Here is a 19223-nt window from a genome sequence, read left to right as displayed (position 1 = left end):
TTCCTTTTAAAGATCTTGGTCTGTATCATTTATCCACTTCAATGCGATATCACGGTAAGATAAATAGTCGTCTTTTCCAATTTTTTGTTTGCCATAAGTTCCTCTGTCGAACAAAAGGGCAAAATTAAAGAAAAATTCAGCCAGTTCTCTCTGTTCTCTTCTTAACTCATCATAATACTCCCAATTCGTTTTCCAAATTTTTGCTACAAGCCAATTGCGTTCATGGAAGTTGAGTAATAATCCCAAAAATAGATGTCTAGTTGCAAGTGAATAGTCTTCCACATCTTCGTATTTCTTTGCTTCCGCAACATGTTGGTGAAAAGACCAATCTAACTCCTCACCTGATTGAAAAGGTTTAGTGACTTTATTACGTCTATTTCGATTACTACTTACAAGGTAAGTAATGATCCAAGCCGCTAATAGTACGATTACAAGGATGATGACAAAAATCAATATATTCCCTGCTGTTCCGCTTGTATTTTCCATGGAAGGGAAAAGTCTTGAAAGTAAATCTGCGAGCCATGCTTTTAATTCATCCCACCAAATTTGCAAGGTATTTCTAGAATCATTATTAAACGCTTGATATTCTTGTTGATCTAGGATTTCTTCTATTTGTTCTCTTGCTTTTGGTTCTTTAAGCACGTTATATCACCTGTCCTTTTCCAAAGGAGTCGGGGTTTATCCAATATGATAATCATCAATGAGCTCTCTCAAATCATCTGCATCATGACGAACTTTCAAATCTAGATACATGACAGCGTACCCTACTGCCATTATGAGTGTTGTAAAAAGAGTGGTAAAACTGACAATTAAGCCAAGAAGTACACTGTTTCCAAGGAAAGCTGAGAACGATAATTCAATTGCTACACCTATGGAAGTAGTTATAAGAAAGAAAATAATGTAAAGACCCATTAACTTAAATGTTCTACCTTTGGATAAACGCCAGCTTCTTGTTAAACCCGGAGAATTCTTATCTAATACAACAGATCCGAAGAAGAAACTCCATCTTGTAAGGAGAAATGCGCCGATTAGCAATAAACTAGCAGTCATAACGATGGATACAATGATTCCTGCAATCACATCTATTGCAAACACAAGAACGGAAGTAAATATCCCTGTCATCGTGAATCCAAATATGATACCAAACGCTATAAGTACATATAACAGAGAAGAACCAATCATTGGAAAAAACCGTCCAAATGCTTGTTTAACTATTGTACTGACGGTAAACTCTCGATTATGGTTAATATGATTAACGCCGAAGATAATTGCAGCTTGAGCGACAGGATATGTAAACAATACCAATAATGAAACAAATAATATTCCAATGTCAGCTGCAAGATTAGAAGATAAAGAGACTTCTTCCGACATCTCCATATTCCTTATCATCTCTTCATACCAAGCTCCCCCGCCGCCTTCTTGTCTTATGAAGCTTTTCCCTGCCGCCAATTCAATCATTGCTTGCAGAAGATAAATGGGACCAACCAAAAGTAATAAAATGAAGAAAAAGTCTTTAAACTTGTATTTACTGATTTTAAACGTCTGATCTAGAATCTCACCGAACCCTTTTGGTTTATTAAAATTACTGTTCACTTCTTTTCCTCCCTTTAACTATTCCAAATGTTGTCATATCGACTATTTTACCATTAATCTAGCATAATTCGAGAACAATATTGCGAAAAAATATGCAGATTTAGAAAAAATGAAAGGCCGTTCTCTAGTGGGGAGAACGGCCTTTCATTTTGAGTTTATTTATAGAAAACTTTTTCAACATTATACTTTGCTTGAAGTGTGTTAGCGATGTATGTTTCATAAATTTCTCTTTCCATAGGGTCTTCTACGATACACACGTCTATGCGATATACTTCATCGCGGTGGTTTTTGATTGGGGATACATTGTCCTCAAAATGTTTTTTGATTCGTTGGCGAAGCTTTCTCGCTTTTCCAACGAACAATAAATCTTCATTGATATTATAAAACATATAGATTCCGCCTTGGTCCCGTGGAATTTTATGAAAATCAATAAAGCCATTTATCGGTGTAATAATTGGTTCATCATTTGTACGAATCTGCTGGCGTTCCGTAATGGATACACTAGGATTTGGTATGGTGATTTTTATCATAGTTAGTCACGTCCTCTTTTTCAGTAGAAATTCATGGTAACACAACGAAATAATAATAGCTATAATTGTTTTTATCCAAGGGATTTAATGGCTCCTCCTACATCATAGTTACTGATATCAAGAACCGTTTGTTGTCCAGTGGCGAGCCTAGCTAACTCAGCTCCTAAAAAGGGCCCGCTGGTTAGTCCTGAAGCCCCAAGGCCATTGGCAATTAAGACATTATCGTGATTTGGAAGCTTGCCGATTACCGGAAGAAAACCTGGTGTAAACGGACGGAATCCTACCCTCGTTTCCAGTAAGGTTCCCTCTGCTAAACCTGGTGCAATCTCCAAAGCCTTACTCAAGATCTCATTCATGCCACCTGCAGTAACCCTTGTGTCAAATCCTGTATTGTCTTCATGTGTTGCCCCTACCACAATCCTACCTTCATCAAAACTTAGGATGTACTGATTATTTGGAGGCATGACGACAGGCCAATCTTTGGTTTGTTTCGTATCGATCTCCAAGTGAACAATTTGTGCTTTTTGAGGGACCACATCAAAATTCATTCCCAACTCTTGAAAGAGTTCCTGTGACCAGGCACCACCCGTCACAATGATTAAGTCTGCTTCTACTCTCTGTTCTCCAAGCTTTACACCTGTCACCTGGTTATCTTTGACATCAAGGCAAGCATCGCTATCAATGAACTTAGCCCCATGCTTTTTAGCACCATTATTAAGAGCGTTGCGAAGGGCGCGACCATTGACCTTTGCTCCTCCGGAAATGTGGACGGAGCCGAAACCTTCTGACAACACTGGAAAGAGTTCTTTCGTTTTTTCTGTACTTAAGATTGTCACCTCGCCAATTTCAGGAGCTTCTTCTCTTCTTTTAATGGCTCTTTCTGCCATTTTCTCGAGTTTTTCTTTATCATTATGTAAGCTAATTGCCCCAACACGGTTATATCCAGTTTCTGTTTCTCCATCTTTTTCTAGCTGATCGATTAAAGCTGGATAATACTTCGCACCGTTTTTCACCATGTTATACCAGGCTTTATTACGACGCTGCGAAATCCAAGGGCAGATAATTCCTGCAGCGGCATCTGTTGATTGTCCTTTATCAAAACGGTCAATTACTGTTACATTCTCGCCAGCTTTTGCTAAATGATAAGCGGTGGAGGCCCCAAGAATCCCAGCCCCAATAATTACGATATTTTTCATTATTAAATAGCACCTTTTCTGATATGTTTGTTTTATAAGTGTACAGGATTTTTAATCCGCGCTCAATTTTTCTCTACAGAAAAACCCTTTTCTTTTACAAGAAAAGGGTTTGCAAATTACCTATTAAACTTAATTTTCATTGCTTCTGCCATTAATTTAGGAAGATCGGTGTTGTCCAATAATCCGCTAAATTTATCTGAGTGTGGTCCAAAGGCATAAACCGGTAAGTCTGTTCCTGTATGTGCCGTAGTTGTCCATCCGATAAGAGCACGGTCACTTACTACTTCATTAATTGCAATATAAGGCTTTTCTGCCATTTTGATTTTCTCTACTTCATCTTCTGTTAAATCCATGGAAGTATATTTCTTTACCACTTCTTTGATATTACTTTTATCGTTATTAAGTTCGCTTGCCATTTTGTTACCTGTTGCTGTTACGCTATCTAGGACATCTATTTTTAAGTCATATTCACCGTTAGCACCGACGGACATTCCACCTGTTTCATGGTCACCTGCTACAACAACCAATGTATTTCCATCTTTTTCTGCAAATTCTAAAGCCGCTTCCACAGCTTTGTCAAATGATTCGGAATCAGTCATGGCCCATGCCGAGTCATGAGCATGCCCTGCCCAATCAATTTGAGAACCTTCTACCATTAAAAAGAAACCTTGTTTATTTTTGCTCAATGTATCAATTGCTGTGTTGGTCATTTCAGCCAGGCTTGGTTCATCCGTTTCGTTACGGTGCATCTCAGGAGACATCGCATCGTTGGCAAACAAACCTAGTAACTTTTCTCCTTTTGCATTTTTTAATTCTTCTTTGTTCGAAGCATATTGATAGCCGTTCTTTTTTGCTTGCTCAACCAAGTCGCCCTCAGGTTGCTTTCCACCATTTTCTTTACTAAGAAAGTAGTCTCTTCCCCCGCCAAGTATGACATCTACGCCGTTATCAAAATATTGCGGGGCAATAGAGGATTCATCAGAACGAGAAGCAACACTTGCTCCAAATACTGCAGGAGTTGCATGAGTAATAGTAGATGTTGCAACTAGTCCGGTTGATTTTTTAGATGCTTCTGCGGCATCTAAAATGGAATCTACTTCTTCGCCATCAGGAGTCACGCCCACCATCCCGTTATTTGTCTTTACGCCAGTTGCCATTGCGGTACCTGCTGCTGCAGAATCCGTTACTTCGGTGTCTGCTGAATGCGTTTTGATCAATCCTTTTACATGTTGATCGAAAGAAGATTCCTCGCCTTTATACCACCGGTAGTTTGTTGCATAACCGGCATTGTATCCATCTGGAATCATATAAATGACATTTTTGACTTTGCCTTGTTTCTGTTGTACATTGACAGCTTCTTTTTTGGCTTCCGCTTTATCCATTCCCACACTTACTTGTACACCTGAAAATACCAATCCTGCTGCGACTGCCACACTTGCGACTTTTTTGAACATGACTTTTTCCTCCCTCAGCAATTTTTGCTACATGCTCAGGTTAACAAGTAAAAGTAAAGGAGGAATGAAGATTCTATTAATGCTATTTTACAAAAATAAGGGTATTTTCTACTAATTTACGATTCGTCGGAAAGTATATATAGTCTTCTATAATAACGCAAGTGAAATAAGGGCTAAAATTTATTTCTTGACCGTAACATGTGTAAATACAGAGTTAATAAATTGTTTAACTAACATACAACCTATTGACCTCTTTAGTTAAATGAATAATTCTTTTTGCATCTTTCTCTAGCACCTCTTTTACATTGCCACCGAACCATTCTAGAGACGCATCAACCTCTGTCATGCAGGAAGCGGTTTTTACAAATTCCTCATAGTCAAGGATTCCTTCAAATAAAGGGGTCATCCCTTCCCTTGAGCCTGCTGCGGCATATACATTGTGTGGATTAAATACATCTAGTTTGCTTTTAGAGGAAATATTTTTAAAATGAAAGTGCTTAATAAATGGTTTTAGTTCAAATAAAGCTTCTATTGGATTCGCTCCTGATTCCCATATGTGTAATACATCAAAGTTAATTTTTAAAGCAGGATGATTTACTTCCTCCAATAGTTTTAATGTAGATGGTACCGTGTCGGTCAGGGTATTAGGATGCGTTTCTAATAGTAGAAGTTGATTTTCTCTTTCTAGCTCCTGACAAATTAATTTTAATTTCGCAACTATTGATTTACGCTCTTGCTTATTCAACGAGGAACTCGCACGGTGCCCGGCAAAAGTTCTTAACTTATGTGTTCCCCAATGGTGACCAAGCTCGCTCAATTCCATCGTTGCACGGAGAAGTTCCTTATGTGACATGTGAAGAGGAAGATAGTCGCTTAACATACTTGTATATAGGTTATACGATGCCAACCAATCACTATTATAGTGTGGATCGTCTTTCATATGCTTAGCATGAATGCCCCAAATCTCTATACCTTGAAAATTGTTTGACTGTGCCCATTCTGCTATGTCTTTCATAGATTGGAGATGGTGTCGAAATGAGATGGTACATAAAGATAAATTCATATACATTACCTCCTTCAAGCCAGTACTTTGGATTGATTCATGATCATCCAAGCTTCAAAACAATCTCTAAGGCCGCCCTTAATCGAATATTCCAGTTTTTCTTGTTGAGTTAATTTTATATGGATATCATTTAACACGTTTTCATCACCAGTCATCGCATATTTCATCGCACGATATTGTATGGCAGTAAACCCTTTTACAAGCTTTTCTATTTCATCGCACCACTCTTCAAACCATTCCTCTGTATAACCGTTAGCCTCCCAGAAGAATGCGAAGGCATGTTCATAGGCATATTTTCTAATTGCCAAGACAGGTATTTGCTTAAGGGCATCCTTAAGTTCAGTTCTTCTATGCTTTTGTGAGCCTTTTGAAAATAAGTCTACTATATGGCGGATTGCTTCAGACATTGGATTTTCATTAAGTTTCATACATGTTTGAAAATAAGCCTGTATGGTTTCAGGACTAGTTGGATTAATATGCTCCGCATCAAAGTAATACCCGCCCTTTACTGCCGGAGCCATAATAGCATCCATTATTTTTTGTTTAGACAATCTACCTTCCCACCTAAAATCTGGATCAAACATAAACCATTCATCTGGATCCTCTGTTTCCTCTAACATGACATAGTGTGGGAATGGACTTTGATGAAACTTATTTTCACGCTCAGGAAGCATGGAAAGATCGAGCATAACCATGATGGAGCGGTAACTCGGTTTATTTTTTATCAATTCCAGCAAAGTCATCATATTAGTAGATTTTGTCTTTGTTTCGTCATACCATCTTTGTATCTTAATACCATAAAGCAATTCATACCAAGATTTAAAAAAGTCGTGATCAATGTTTTCAGAATGGTAGCTTAAGGTGCCATCTGGTGTGACATCAAAATCAGCATCCCATACTCCAAAGTAAAAGGGGCGATGGTCCACGCCTTCCGTTTTTTTGATAACTTCACATACACAGCTTACAAAGCAATGAACTTTAATCATACTTGGCCCTCCTTTTCTAGAGATCGCTCGGAACTCACTTTCTCCAAAAAATTCAATAATGATTCAACGGTATGGAAGTCTTTAGGCGCAAGCATGTCATCTGGTATGCTTATTCCCAGATCTAACTCTACATGTAAAATAAGTTGTAATATCATTATGGAATCCAGATAAAGATCCTCATTCAATCTTGCGCTTTCCTTATAAGATTTCCATGTTGGTATAGTTAATTTATGTTTTAAAATATCGTAAACAGCATGATAAAGTTCTTCTCTGCTTAAACACTCTTTCATCCCATCATCTCTCCTACTAGCTTTCTACTAATCTTTCCATTTGGCAGTGTTGGAATTTTTTCAACCTGTGTAAATTCAACTGGAACTTGATGTGGGGCCAATTGCTTTACGCACCAATCCCTTAATTGGGACTCTTCTACAAACGATGAAGCCACAAATTGAACACATACTCTCTCCCCTGCAAATGCATCTGGTTTTTTGTAGGCAATCACTTCTTCGATGTTTGGTTCCTTCAGAATTATTTCTTCTACCTCTTGTGGATATACATTAAGTCCCGCTACGTTAATCATGTCATCCAATCTTCCAAGAAGGCATAAAGAGCCTACTTCGTTAAAATAACCTATATCATTCGTATGGATAGATATTGATCTTCCTTGCAGTATCACCTCTTTGGGATGGTCCCTATCTTTTCCTGCTCTAACTTTAAAATGCTCCAGCGGAAATCCCATTTCACATGGACTCTGTACATCAGGGTTAATGGCAATACACCCTGCTTCTGAACACCCATACTGTTGCAAAACTCGATTGGATTTTCTTTTCAAGTCGTCCAGACAAACAGCAGACATTAACATGCCTGATGTCATGACATATTGAAAGGAAAAACCTTGAGGTGAGAGCTTGGTTAAAGTATGTAAAAATGCAGGCGAAGCATATAAAATATGGTTTGGCGTTTCCACTAATTTCTTTAAAACATATTTGGGGTTCAGGTTACTAATAATGATAGGAGCTATATCTCGCTCTAAAGCAGTAAGTACTCCACTGATAAAGCCGTATGAATGGGAGGTAGGGCATGCAATGATCGGTATAGTCCCTATATCCACCGGCAAACTCTCATTATAGTTTTCTATCTCTTCCTGAATGTCTTCCCATGGTCGTTCTAAACATTTAGGTTCACCTGTTGTGCCTGAGCTCATTTGGACAAGTACACCTTGCTTTTCTTCCCTGTCATTTATCATTAAAATAGGAGCTTGAAAAGAATCATACATCAAAATGTGACTAGAGCTTTTGTGTGCGATGCGTATTGCTGCATCTCTTGGGGTAGCAGCATGAATAGGTACAACGGAGCCACCTTTTTCTTTTATATATAAACAAAGTGCCAAGCCCTCAAAGACGTTTTCTGTACACACTGAGATTCTTTTTTTTCTGCAATCATGTAGTACGTTCATTTGATCAAAGTGTTCAAATTGTTTTTCAACATCATTCTTTGAATAGTACTTGTCGTTAATAAAAAACATCTATTATAACTTCCCTTCATTAAATAAGCTGTTGTTAACAGGATGACGATATTCCCTTTTATCCATACCAACTTTTCTAGTAAAAAGAGACTCTGTGAAGATTTTTTCTTTGTCAGCGAAAAGTTGTTTATTTCTTTCTTGTAATGGAGGGTGATGTAGAAAATGAGTTTGTATTGCATCTCGAACTTCTTTCCAGAAATCCGCTTCTGCAAAATCCATGTGATGACTTAGTAGGAAGGATAGTTCACTTAAGTGAAAAACAAATAAAGTATCCATAATCAATTCCCTTAATCCTTCTACCGAGGACATCCAATAATACTCATCATTCGGTGCATGTTCATAGCATGGATGTAGTTCTGTAAAATTCGGAGCTAACTCAGGCTGTTTCAGGAAATCATACACATATTCCAAGCTTTCATGAAAATCCCGCAAGATCACTCTTTTCGGCCAGCCATTTTCATGCACAAGAATCATATTCTGAGCATGTGCTTCTAGAGCCACTCCCTCTGATACGAGCAAGTGCCATATTGGGACAACTGTAACTTTTACAAATTGCTCCACCCATTTCTTCATACCGTAACGCTCAAGCCAAGGCAGGATAAAGGGCTTTCCGTCTTTTTCTAGTAATGCCATTGCATTCATTGGTACGGCGCTTTCTAATCCCATAACGGAACTAGTTGGACTGGTCCTCCAGATAGCGGCCAAGTGACCAGAAATGTTCGGAAATTCCTCCATAGCCACCATACCGGCATATTCAGGCAAAATAGCCAGACTCTCTGACAGATAACTATCAGACTCTATCAAATTCACCAACCAGGTGGAAAGTGTGGGAGCGGTACAGACGGAATGAGGTTCTATGAGTCTTAATGATGAAGTGTTCACCATGTTTAACGGTAGTTTTATGTGTGCCTTTTCAGGCTGTGTCTCATTCCACAATGTTCTAACAGATTGCGTTGCTCGATAAAAGTCACCAGCATATCCAAGTGGGATAATATCATCCGGTCTAAGAAATTTTACTTCTTGTTGAATTTTGTTCTTCCATTGCCAAGGATGCACAGGAAACAGTGAGTAAGATTTGATTGTACCTCCCGCCATGTTCAGACGATCAAGGAGTAAGGAATAAGTTTTTTCACCGACTTCATCTTGTAAGAATGCTTCTTCTGAGTTTGGAAGGGAGGTTCTCACATAATCCCGTTTGACAGCAACCCACCATAACTGAAAAGATTGACGCGCCTCTGGACCATATACTTCATGATCATATGTATTAAAACCAGTCCTTGCCTTAAAACAAGGATGGTAGGGGTGCCCTTCCATGATGGCTGACTCCAACTCTTCATAGGAAAGTTCATGCCTACATGGTTGCTCAAGATTTTCCTCATTCCAGTCACCAAGCAAAATGGTTTGTTGTAACTCCTCTATCAAGTTGTCTTGCATTTTTTGATTACTTGTTAGCTGTGAGACAATTTCCCTTATTGGTTCAGGTGTTTGATGCCCATGTAGGTCTGTAATATTAATCGTGCATTCATTTAGTCGAATTCTTCCAAAAGAAGAGTGCGTCGCTTCTGAGTAAATACGAATATTACTACCAAATATGGTGATATGAGTTTTGGAATCTTCCTCCATTACTCTAAATGGGAGCAACTTTTCAAAGACTATCGCCTCTAACAACTGTTTGATTACCCTCTTTTCCGTATTAGACGCTACTTGCTGTGGCATAATGTTTCTCCTTTTTTTCCATGGATTGCATGAAGTAAATTGGATTTGGCATGGAAGTATAGACGGCCTGTTCCAAATCAGTCAAAAGTTCATCTACATCATGAAAACGTGTTAAAAGGTTTGCTTTGCAAGGAAGTACCTTGTTGTTTAATAAAAAATGGACAAATCTTTTTCCTTCCTCAGACAATCCCTGTTTAAGATTATTCAGTTCTTTGATCATCCATTGGACTAATTTTTCTTCCGCTATCAAACCATCCTCTCCCATCCTGTATATGATGGAAAAGATATGGTTAATAAAAAGATAATAGGTAAAACGATGTTGAATCATTTCTTCGTCGTAAAATAGTTCCGGTGCGTTCTTCAAGTTAACAACCATTCTCTCAAGCTTTTCTCTCTTCGAATTTGATAGATAATAACCTTGATTATCCCTAAAGTAATAGTGAGTAGGGAACCCATTTGATACATCCACCAAACTATTTTGCTGGTGTGCCTCTAATGCCAATCCAAATTCATCATACAAAGAAATCATTGGCACAACCGAACAGTGCCAATACTTTTGAAACCATTGAAAGCTCGCTTCTTCCGTGTTTAGTTGATACGTACGGGAAATGTTTTGAACTAATTGTTCCATTAATGATTGTTCTTCAGGGAGTGGATCTTGAACCAATGCCGCAATGGAATGAACCCCTTTCCCTTCACCATCTTTAAATGGATTGGACCGAAGAATAACTTCAAAACCATTTTCTATTTTCCCAGGAAGGTTAAGAGACAAGGAAATCGGATCATTCAATACACGGAAGCATTTGTGCTTTTGTAAAAAGTCTATTCTATTGAACAATTCCGCCATGACAACACCTGCTTCAAGTTCATGCACCTTGTTTACTCTCATCGAATTTGTTACTTTTACAGGAATGGAAAACTTGTACATCCAGTTGTCCTTTTTGTTATAAACCGTTCTTATAGAAGAGGTGGCACAGAACGTGTCTCCCATAGGACCTACATATTTCAGTAGATTAGCCTGCATTGCTTGTTGTACGTAGTCCTGTTGCAGAAGCCATTGAGACTGTAATGGGTGCATGGGGAAAAGGTATTTACCTTCCTTTGTCATCTTCAGAATCTTAATCTTCATTAATGAGGAATCTTCTCCTCCATAGAACCTTTCTTTCAAAATCGATTGGTCTACTTCAAAATAATGTAACTGAAAGGATCCTTTAAGTTCTGGTGCATATAGATCATGCTGCCAAGTGGCCATCCCTTGTCTACTTTTTGGGGTTGGATGCAACCAATGACCAAATAAAAGCGATTGCTCTGATTCTAAAAAGCTGTATTCTTCTACATTCTTATTATTATTTTTAAAATCCGATTTTTCCATATATGTACAAATGGTATGATAGCTATCAATCAACCGTAAAATAAGTTCATCATAATGAGATGTCATCTCATGACAATTATTGTTTTTGGCTTGAAGATTCAATTCTTGAATGCATGAAATCATACAATTTAAAGGTTCTTCTTCTTTCCATACTGTTTCTTTATCATAGAATTTGTAGACCCTTCCTAGTTTATGTTTACCTACTAGTGAACGATAATTGACTTCTATAATCATGCTTATATGTTGTAAAGGAAGTACCAATTCCAATCCTTCTTTACCATTTAATATGTAGGGCAGTTTGAACACCTTAAGCAAATCGTTTTTCTTTACCCAATTCACATCTCCAACCTCACGAATATAACAATTCATAAAGGCTTCGTAGGAGGCCTTTTCTGCAATTTTTTTAGCTGAATTATGCATAATGCCACCCTTTCTAATTTTCTACTATTTTAATGATAATGATTATCATTTATATTTAAAAAAGAATGAATCTCTTGGTGAAATTCATTCTCAATGATAACTATTATCAATTAAAGTATCCATGCACAAATCTATCTTTCGACATAGACAAAATTTACTCATCACATATAAAGAAGTTTTTTATCTAAGTTAAAATAGCTAATTAGTCCTTCAATCATATGTTTTCTTCCCAATGGTCCCCATGGATCCCATTCATGGCTGCTTGGTATATAAATTTCCTTATTCTCAACTGCTCTTAGTTTGTCCCATACAGGATCCTTTGCAACCTTATCTACCGCTGCTTTAGTACTCCATAAGAATAGAATTTTATCCGGGTTAAGTTCCAATAGATCATTAACAGTTATGGTAATATACCCACTCTTGGGCAAACCTTGATGAGGTGTAAATTCTAGTGTTTTATACAACAGATCCATGCAAGCATGATTAGAAGCACCGTAAAGTCTAATTTCCTCACTTCTTACCCATACTACTGCCCATTCCCCACTTTTGGCTACACCTTTAAGCATCTCTTTTGCGCGTTTCTCTATTAGCCTCATTTCTTTCTTGATGGTAGCTCCCGCCTCTTCTCTACCAAAAAATTGAGCAATTTGATCTAAATAATCATCCCATGATTTCTGAAAATCTATCAAGTGAACATCCTTATTTTTCATCCATGTAAGTGTCTGTTGTTCCCCATGGTGAAGAGAGGTCTTTATAATACAATCAGGATCGACTGTCATAATATCTTTGGAGTTAATAGTTTTTTCTGCGTTTAAAAGTAATGTACCCTCTAAAGGTTTTTCTAGGTAAGAGGGAATTCCATTTGTTTTTGGATAAATACTAGGATACACAGGAGCGGCCACCGGTTGAATGCCTAATGATAGTAGGTGGTCTTGTAAAAATAATTGACTGACCACTGCCACTCGATCTTGAATTTTTTTTATGTAAATAGTTGGCGATAACCCTTCACGTTTTTTAAATAAACGACTAAAGTAAAACTCGTCTTGGATACCTATTTGAAGAGCCACATCTTTAATATTTATCCCTTTATTTTGCACAATTAATTCCTTGGCTTTTTTTATTTTCGTATCAAGAACAAATTCTTTTGGTGGAATACCTGTTTTCTTCTTAAAAGCCCTTGCAAAGGAAACGGGCGTCATACGAGCTTTAGCAGCAAGATCCTGAACAGTAAAATGTTTATGAGAGTTCTTGTAAATATAGGTTATGGTTTGTTCAATATCATCTAACGGTTGCACTTCTGCCATGCTACCAATCAAATTCCATAGCTTTGCTTGAAAATTACAACGGTCCAAAAATGATTTGCTTTTTTGAAGGATAATCAGCTCATCTAAAATTGGGCATATTTTACTGGGTTCCGTAACGGTGAAATAAATATTTTCTTGTTTCATATCCTTTAATTCAATGATATATATCTTTAAATATTTGTTTGCAGGTGACACGATAGAGCCGTTCTTCAACCAATAGGCTTTTCCCTTGGATAGTTGCTGTATATCAGACAAGTTTATATTTTTAACAGCAGCTGAATTAGCTGCAACATAAATAATGGAAGGAGGTGCAATTAGCTCTTCTCCTTCCTCTAATAAGTGATGTGTAATTGTGTACATTACGTTTTCCCCTTACATTCATTCTTTAAGATTATCCTATTATACATGATAATGATTATCAATTGCAATAGAGTGATAAGGATTTGGTTCTAAAGGTTCAAATTCATTCTTAGAAATGCTTTTTTTCTACCAAGCTATCTAAAACAAGCAACAAACTAGTTGCAATCAATTCTGTATACAATGGGACTGTGATCCCCTTTATCCATTCGTCTGTAAGATATAAAGGAATCCATATGAAAAGAAATGTAATCCCTATTCGTGAAACAGTAATAATCCACCTCCTCCTTAATCGGGGCAAAATTCGAATTAAAAAGGTCATGGTTGCTATTTCAAAAATTAAAGTTAATGGTATGAGTAAAACAATATAGGAAATCAACGAACTTTTTGTCTCATATTGGACACTAAAGAGTTGAAAAAGGCCGGCAAAACCAAACAAAAAGGCTCCACCCACAATAAGCAGGGCAAATGCAAAAAGAAGTGTCATAGAAATCGCTAAAATCAGTTTATCGGAACCGCTTAAATTTGGATCATGATTGTGTTGTCCCATAATGATCTCCCCTTTTCACCCTATTATTAGGAGTTATTCTTCTAAAGAGGAATTCATTCCAACAAAAAAAGCAATAAGTCTTGGACTCATCGCTTTTTCAGACTAATCGTTATTCATTCTTCTTCCCGGTGTCCAAAATTAATGTTTTTGCCATAAAATATTTCGTCCATTTCATTTGTTAGCTTGTTGGTAATTTCATATCTTTCATCATCTGAGAGTTTGTCTTTAGAATACCCGAACAAATAATTATTTAAGTCAAACTCCTTTAGGCGGCACTTTGTGTGAAAAATATTTTCCTGATAGATATTTACATCAATCATATCATAATGACTTTTCACATCATTTGGTATGTAGTTTTGGATTGAATTGATATCATGGTCAATAAACAGCTTGTTACCGTTAATATCTCTTGTGAAGCCACGTACTCGGTAATCCATGGTCATGATATCTGTTTCAAAAGAGTGGATCAGATAGTTTAAGGCTTTCAACGGTGAAATCTCTCCGCAAGTGGATACGTCAATATCGGCCCGAAATGTGCTTATCCCTTCGACAGGATGATATTCCGGATAGGTATGTACCGTAATATGACTCTTATCAAGCTGGCATACCACGGAATCTGGAAGAGGTCCTGGAGATTCTTCATAAGACTCTGTTGGTACTTCCACTACGGGTCCTTCCGAAACGAGTACCGTCACACTTGCTCCTTGTGGAACATAATCCTGTTTTGCGACATTCAGCACATGTGCACCAATCAGGTCGGCGACGTTCTTTAATATCTTTGTTAACCGGTCGGCATTATATTGTTCGTCAATATAATCAATATAAGATTCCCTTTCCTCTTTTGTCTTTGTATAACAGATATCATACATATTAAAACTCAGGGATTTTGTTAAATTATTAAACTCATGCAGCGTGATTCTTTTTTCCGAAGACAAATCAAAATTCCCCCTTCATTTATTTTCTACAGTTATAGTACCCCTTCTGATATAGAAAAAAACAAATCAGGTACTCAAGAATTCACTTATCACTTTTTTCTGTTCGCAGTAAACAGATTGCCCAAGTTGGATCAGCTCGTCCATATAGGTTACATCATCAAAAGGTACTTCCTCACCCAATTCCTTATTAAGACGGATATAATTACTTCCTAATAGATGCCTACATTGATAGGACACAGATTCTGATGATAATTGCAAGGCGAGGTCCAATAATTTTGGCGTAACTTTCATGGAAGGGAATTGAAACGGTAGCCACTGTTTTACCCCCCAATATTTATCCTTTTGAATGGTAAAGTCAATTTTTTGAAGTCCAGTGCCGATAGAGAGAATTTCTATGTCTTCAAGTTTCAGTTTAAAATATTCCAACCCCTCTGTAATACAAACCAGAGATGGATTATTTGCCCACAGTCCTCCATCAATGGAGAGATAGTCGTTGCCGATATTGTTTGGGGGAAAATATACTGGTGCAGAACAAGAGGAAAGCACCGCATCCCATAAGTGAATGGTCAAATCCTTTACTGCCTTGTTTCCATAGTTGGAACGGTGAACAAATGGTCGGCCATGTGTTAAATCAACAGCAGGTATTAACAGAGGACTTGTTATATCCTTCAATTTTCGATTCCCAAAGGCTTGTATAATAAACTGTCTAAGCTGACGATCACTATAGATGCTTTTAAAAATGCCTATTTTTGCTTGGCGAGTAAATATTTGTTTTCCGTATTTTTTATAACCTGATAATACCTCTTTCATTGGCTTTTTGATGGAAATCGAAGAAGCGATAATAGACCCAGTACTGGTTCCTGCAACAAGGTCTACTAGGTCAGCTATTGGTTGGTTGAAATCTTTCTCCATCTCCTGAAGAATAGAAACGGCAAATACTCCCCGGATACCTCCACCATCAAGACATAACATTTTCATGTACCTATCTCCCGTACTCATTTCCTTTTAGGCTTTCCTTCAACCAAGAAAAAACTCCTAAGAAAAGGAGTAATTTGTTCCTTTCTTAAGAGTTCTTCATTGTTAAATGATTGGTTAGAGTATTTGCGTACTTCCTCAAATGGCCTATATTAGAAATGTCATGTTCAAAAAGTGGAGTTTTAATTATTTCTTGCTTATGAAAAATTTCATGAATCTTCTGTATATATGGTCTTTCATTTTCTCTGCGGTTTTTCATAAATTCACCATCTGCATGGTCTGGGATGACCTTATTTACAAAAACAGTGGAAACCTCCATGTTTTGCATTTCTAACATATCTATCGCTTTTTGGGTTTCCAGTATGGGAAGTCGTTCGGCATTTAGGACAAAAGCATAACCCGTCACCTTCTTATCAAGGAGAATATCCCGTACCTTTACAAACTTTTGCTTTCTAGCCTGTAATTTTTCAAATATCGGGTCTTCCACCGGCTCTCCATCGTTTAATAGCTGGCTATAGTTTTTCTGAACCTTTTTTCTCTTTTCCAACAAGCCGCTGATCCATACATTCATTAGGTCAGGTAATGTTAAAAGCCGAATGGTATGGCCGGTTGGAGCAGTGTCAAATATGATATGGTCAAAAGAATGGTATTCTTCCAACACTAAAGAAGTAATTTTATCAAATAGTGCGGCCTCATCAGCCCCTGGCGATGCGCTTGCCAAATCAATTTGCCTATGTACCTCTTGTACCATGGTTGCTCTTACTAATCCTTTTAGATTAGTTTTTACCTCTTCAATGTATCTCTTTGATTCAGCTTGAGGGCTAATTTCTAAGAGATGAAGGTACGTGTTGAGCGATAATACCTTATCTTTTGGCTTTACATGAAAGATGTCCCCAATATTGTGGGCTGGATCTGTTGATATTAATAAAACCTTTTTGCCTTCTTCCGATAAGAAGTGTGCAATAGCAGAAGCTGTGGTCGATTTTCCAACCCCCCCTTTGCCACCGATAAACATAATTTTACAGTTGAAAAGCTTGCTCATTTTTCTACCTCCTAACAGCAGCGTATTCCATTTAGTGGTGATTTCTCCATCCCCATTCTTAGGTGCCAATCATGAAACCTCTCAATGACAAATGGGTATAGCTCCAACGTATAGTAAAATGCAGGATTAGGGAGACCGAGCATTTCTGAAAAACATAATAAAGTGAACAGGTCCTCTTCCTCCCTCAATTCCCTTGCGATCTCAGTTCGGTGGGGTTGTTGAAGTATTTCATCATAAATAGTGATGACTTTCTTGAATTTTTCCAGAATGTCCATTATTAAGGAAACCCCTTTCTGGTTTTATTAAAGAAGAGGATGAGCAACATGCTTCATCCTCTCGCCTAAATGTTACATGGACGGATCTATTGGAGGCGACTTGTCAGTTTTAAAGAATACTCTGAACGCTTCTAAAATAATCCAAAACGCAAACACGAAAATAATTCCACCTAAAATGAAAAGTAACATGTTCGCATCTGTTTCACCCAGTCCTGACCATTGAAAGACGACTTGTACAAACATAGCATAAAGAGTCATAGAGAAAATGAAAATCATCGGTACAAAAGTATAGAAGAAATTTCTACCCTGCTTCTTTAACCAAACTGATATAAGCAGTAAACTTACTCCTGCCAAAAGCTGATTACTTGTACCAAACAGGGGCCAGAGTAAGTAACCTCCTGAACCAAATCCATTTGGACCTTTGGGGATCAACACCAATGCAGCACTTGAAACGACTGCTACAGATGTTGCGACATGCATGTTTGTTAACGGTTTAAAGTTATATTCACTTCCGATTTCAGAAATGATGTATCTCATGAGACGTAAGGATGTATCCAAGCTAGTTGCAGCAAAACTTACAACAATTACGGTTACAATGGTTCTGGCAATATCCGCTGGAATCGCTATACCTGTAGCAAGTTGTGCCGCACCGTTAATAAAATTGGACATCCCTCCTAGGCTTGCTGCACCAAAGTCGGAGTAAGCTGCCCTGAAATCACCAGCATTGGCAAACAAAGTCGCAACCGCAATAATGGAGATTAATGCAAGAATCCCTTCTCCTACCGATCCCAAATAACCAACAAAGCGTGCGTCTGTTTCTTTGTCCAGTTGTTTCGAAGTAGTACCCGAAGCAACTAGTCCATGGAACCCAGAAATGGCCCCACAGGCAATGGTGATAAATAATAATGGGAACCAAGAAACATCACTAACTTCATTTGTTATCGGAGCAGTCAGTTCAGGTCTGAGTACTAGTAAACCTGCGTAAAGCATCAATAAGCCAACGACTAATTGGTGAGAATTGATATAGTCACGTGGCTGCAGTAATTTCCAAACAGGTAATGTCGAAGCAAAATAACAATAAATTAATAAAACCATAATCCATATAAAAAATGACATCGATACTCCATCTAATCCAAATATTACTGTATTGTCCGCTCCTCCAAAGTATCGAACCAAATCAATTTGAAGGAATGTAACCTTACTTGTCAATACAGCTGTACCATACATAACTGCAAGGGCAATAATGGATGGAATCAGCATTTTTGCTTTTCTTTTATAGACTGCATACCCAATCCAAATAGCTATTGGTATTTCAATGAAAATTGGCAGTACTGCTGCCGGGAACTTAATGAACAAGTTTGAGATAACCCAAGCAAACACGGCATTTACCATCAGAACTAAAATTAAAATGATAAATAAAAAGAGCATTTTTGCGCGCTTTCCGATTAGACGGTCTGTTAAGGTACCAATAGATTGTCCTTTATTTCGGACAGAAAGCACAAGTGTACCGAAATCATGAACACCAGCTGCAAAAACAGTACCAAGTATGACCCATAGGAAAGCAGGTCCCCATCCCCAATATAGTGCAATAGCAGGCCCTAAAATTGGCGAAGCCCCCGCCACTGAGGAAAAGTGATGGCCCCACAGGACCACCTTCTTCGTTGGTACAAAATCCACCCCATCATTGTACTTATGGGCAGGTGTTACATAATCAGGATCTAGGCGATAAATCTTTTCTGCGATGAATTTGGAATAATAACGATAGCCCAGAGCAAATACGATAAAACCGATGATTGCCAACCAAACAGAATTCACCCTAATTCCTCCCTCTTTCTATGTATACAAGAAAAGATTACTAGTGAGTGAAAGCGTTGTCAATATAGAATTCTGAAAATTCATACTAAATGCACGCTAGTTTTATAATCAGGTC

General features: G+C 37.7%; 18 protein-coding genes. All 18 read right to left on the bottom strand.

Translation table 11 applies throughout. The features are described from left to right. Positions 1–6: 6 nt before the first annotated feature. The gene (locus tag FZC76_RS00245; RefSeq protein WP_148986279.1) at positions 7–642 is read right to left on the bottom strand and encodes a DUF4129 domain-containing protein; all 636 of its coding nucleotides are present in this window, start codon (positions 640–642) and stop codon (positions 7–9) included. Between the two features lie 36 nt (positions 643–678). Further along, positions 679–1593 carry a hypothetical protein gene (locus FZC76_RS00240; protein ID WP_148986278.1) on the bottom strand — a complete coding sequence of 305 codons (915 nt, stop codon included), beginning with the start codon at positions 1591–1593 and terminating at the stop codon, positions 679–681. Between the two features lie 155 nt (positions 1594–1748). Further along, on the bottom strand, positions 1749–2123 hold the full coding sequence (locus FZC76_RS00235; RefSeq protein WP_148986277.1) for a nucleotide excision repair endonuclease: 375 nt from the start codon (positions 2121–2123) through the stop codon (positions 1749–1751). Positions 2124–2194: 71 nt separating this feature from the next. Continuing rightward, positions 2195–3319 carry an NAD(P)/FAD-dependent oxidoreductase gene (locus FZC76_RS00230; protein ID WP_148986276.1) on the bottom strand — a complete coding sequence of 375 codons (1125 nt, stop codon included), beginning with the start codon at positions 3317–3319 and terminating at the stop codon, positions 2195–2197. Positions 3320–3435: 116 nt separating this feature from the next. After that, positions 3436–4773 (bottom strand): alkaline phosphatase, encoded by a 1338-nt coding sequence (locus tag FZC76_RS00225; protein ID WP_148986275.1) that lies wholly within the window; start codon positions 4771–4773, stop codon positions 3436–3438. A 226-nt stretch (positions 4774–4999) separates the two neighbouring features. Further along, positions 5000–5836 carry a sugar phosphate isomerase/epimerase family protein gene (locus FZC76_RS00220; protein ID WP_148986274.1) on the bottom strand — a complete coding sequence of 279 codons (837 nt, stop codon included), beginning with the start codon at positions 5834–5836 and terminating at the stop codon, positions 5000–5002. Between the two features lie 14 nt (positions 5837–5850). Next, positions 5851–6822 carry a DUF6005 family protein gene (locus FZC76_RS00215; protein WP_148986273.1) on the bottom strand — a complete coding sequence of 324 codons (972 nt, stop codon included), beginning with the start codon at positions 6820–6822 and terminating at the stop codon, positions 5851–5853. Further along, positions 6819–7112: a petrobactin biosynthesis protein AsbD gene (gene asbD / locus FZC76_RS00210; RefSeq protein WP_148986272.1), complete on the bottom strand. Its 294-nt coding sequence runs from the start codon at positions 7110–7112 to the stop codon at positions 6819–6821. Before asbD ends, FZC76_RS00215 begins: the two co-directional genes overlap by 4 nt. Beyond that, the gene (locus tag FZC76_RS00205) at positions 7109–8347 is read right to left on the bottom strand and encodes an AMP-binding protein (RefSeq protein ID WP_148986271.1); all 1239 of its coding nucleotides are present in this window, start codon (positions 8345–8347) and stop codon (positions 7109–7111) included. Before FZC76_RS00205 ends, asbD begins: the two co-directional genes overlap by 4 nt. Positions 8348–8350: 3 nt before the next feature. Beyond that, positions 8351–10063: an IucA/IucC family protein gene (locus tag FZC76_RS00200; RefSeq protein ID WP_148986270.1), complete on the bottom strand. Its 1713-nt coding sequence runs from the start codon at positions 10061–10063 to the stop codon at positions 8351–8353. Further along, positions 10041–11855 (bottom strand): IucA/IucC family protein, encoded by a 1815-nt coding sequence (locus FZC76_RS00195; RefSeq protein ID WP_148986269.1) that lies wholly within the window; start codon positions 11853–11855, stop codon positions 10041–10043. The genes FZC76_RS00200 and FZC76_RS00195 overlap by 23 nt, the downstream gene beginning before the upstream one ends. Before the next feature lie 161 nt (positions 11856–12016). Continuing rightward, positions 12017–13519 (bottom strand): helix-turn-helix domain-containing protein, encoded by a 1503-nt coding sequence (locus FZC76_RS00190; RefSeq protein WP_148986268.1) that lies wholly within the window; start codon positions 13517–13519, stop codon positions 12017–12019. 109 nt (positions 13520–13628) lie between these two features. Then, entirely contained in the window at positions 13629–14066 is a 438-nt protein-coding gene (locus tag FZC76_RS00185; protein WP_148986267.1) for a YrvL family regulatory protein, read from the bottom strand. A 113-nt stretch (positions 14067–14179) separates the two neighbouring features. Beyond that, positions 14180–15001 carry an adenosylmethionine decarboxylase gene (gene speD, locus FZC76_RS00180; protein ID WP_148986266.1) on the bottom strand — a complete coding sequence of 274 codons (822 nt, stop codon included), beginning with the start codon at positions 14999–15001 and terminating at the stop codon, positions 14180–14182. A gap of 66 nt (positions 15002–15067) precedes the next feature. Beyond that, positions 15068–15979 (bottom strand): CBASS cGAMP-activated phospholipase, encoded by a 912-nt coding sequence (locus FZC76_RS00175; RefSeq protein WP_148986265.1) that lies wholly within the window; start codon positions 15977–15979, stop codon positions 15068–15070. 85 nt (positions 15980–16064) lie between these two features. Beyond that, positions 16065–17018, bottom strand: coding sequence for an ArsA family ATPase (locus tag FZC76_RS00170; RefSeq protein ID WP_148986264.1), 954 nt, complete (start codon positions 17016–17018; stop codon positions 16065–16067). 11 nt (positions 17019–17029) lie between these two features. Continuing rightward, positions 17030–17293, bottom strand: a complete 264-nt coding sequence (locus FZC76_RS00165) for a cory-CC-star protein (RefSeq protein WP_148986263.1) — start codon at positions 17291–17293, stop codon at positions 17030–17032. Positions 17294–17365: 72 nt separating this feature from the next. Continuing rightward, on the bottom strand, positions 17366–19108 hold the full coding sequence (locus FZC76_RS00160; protein ID WP_148986262.1) for a carbon starvation CstA family protein: 1743 nt from the start codon (positions 19106–19108) through the stop codon (positions 17366–17368). Between the last annotated feature and the right edge of the window lie 115 nt (positions 19109–19223).

Origin of the sequence: Sutcliffiella horikoshii, from assembly GCF_008180725.1 — a bacterium.
Lineage (GTDB): Bacteria > Bacillota > Bacilli > Bacillales > Bacillaceae_I > Sutcliffiella_A > Sutcliffiella_A horikoshii_B.
This window is presented reverse-complemented; position numbering and strand designations above follow the sequence as displayed.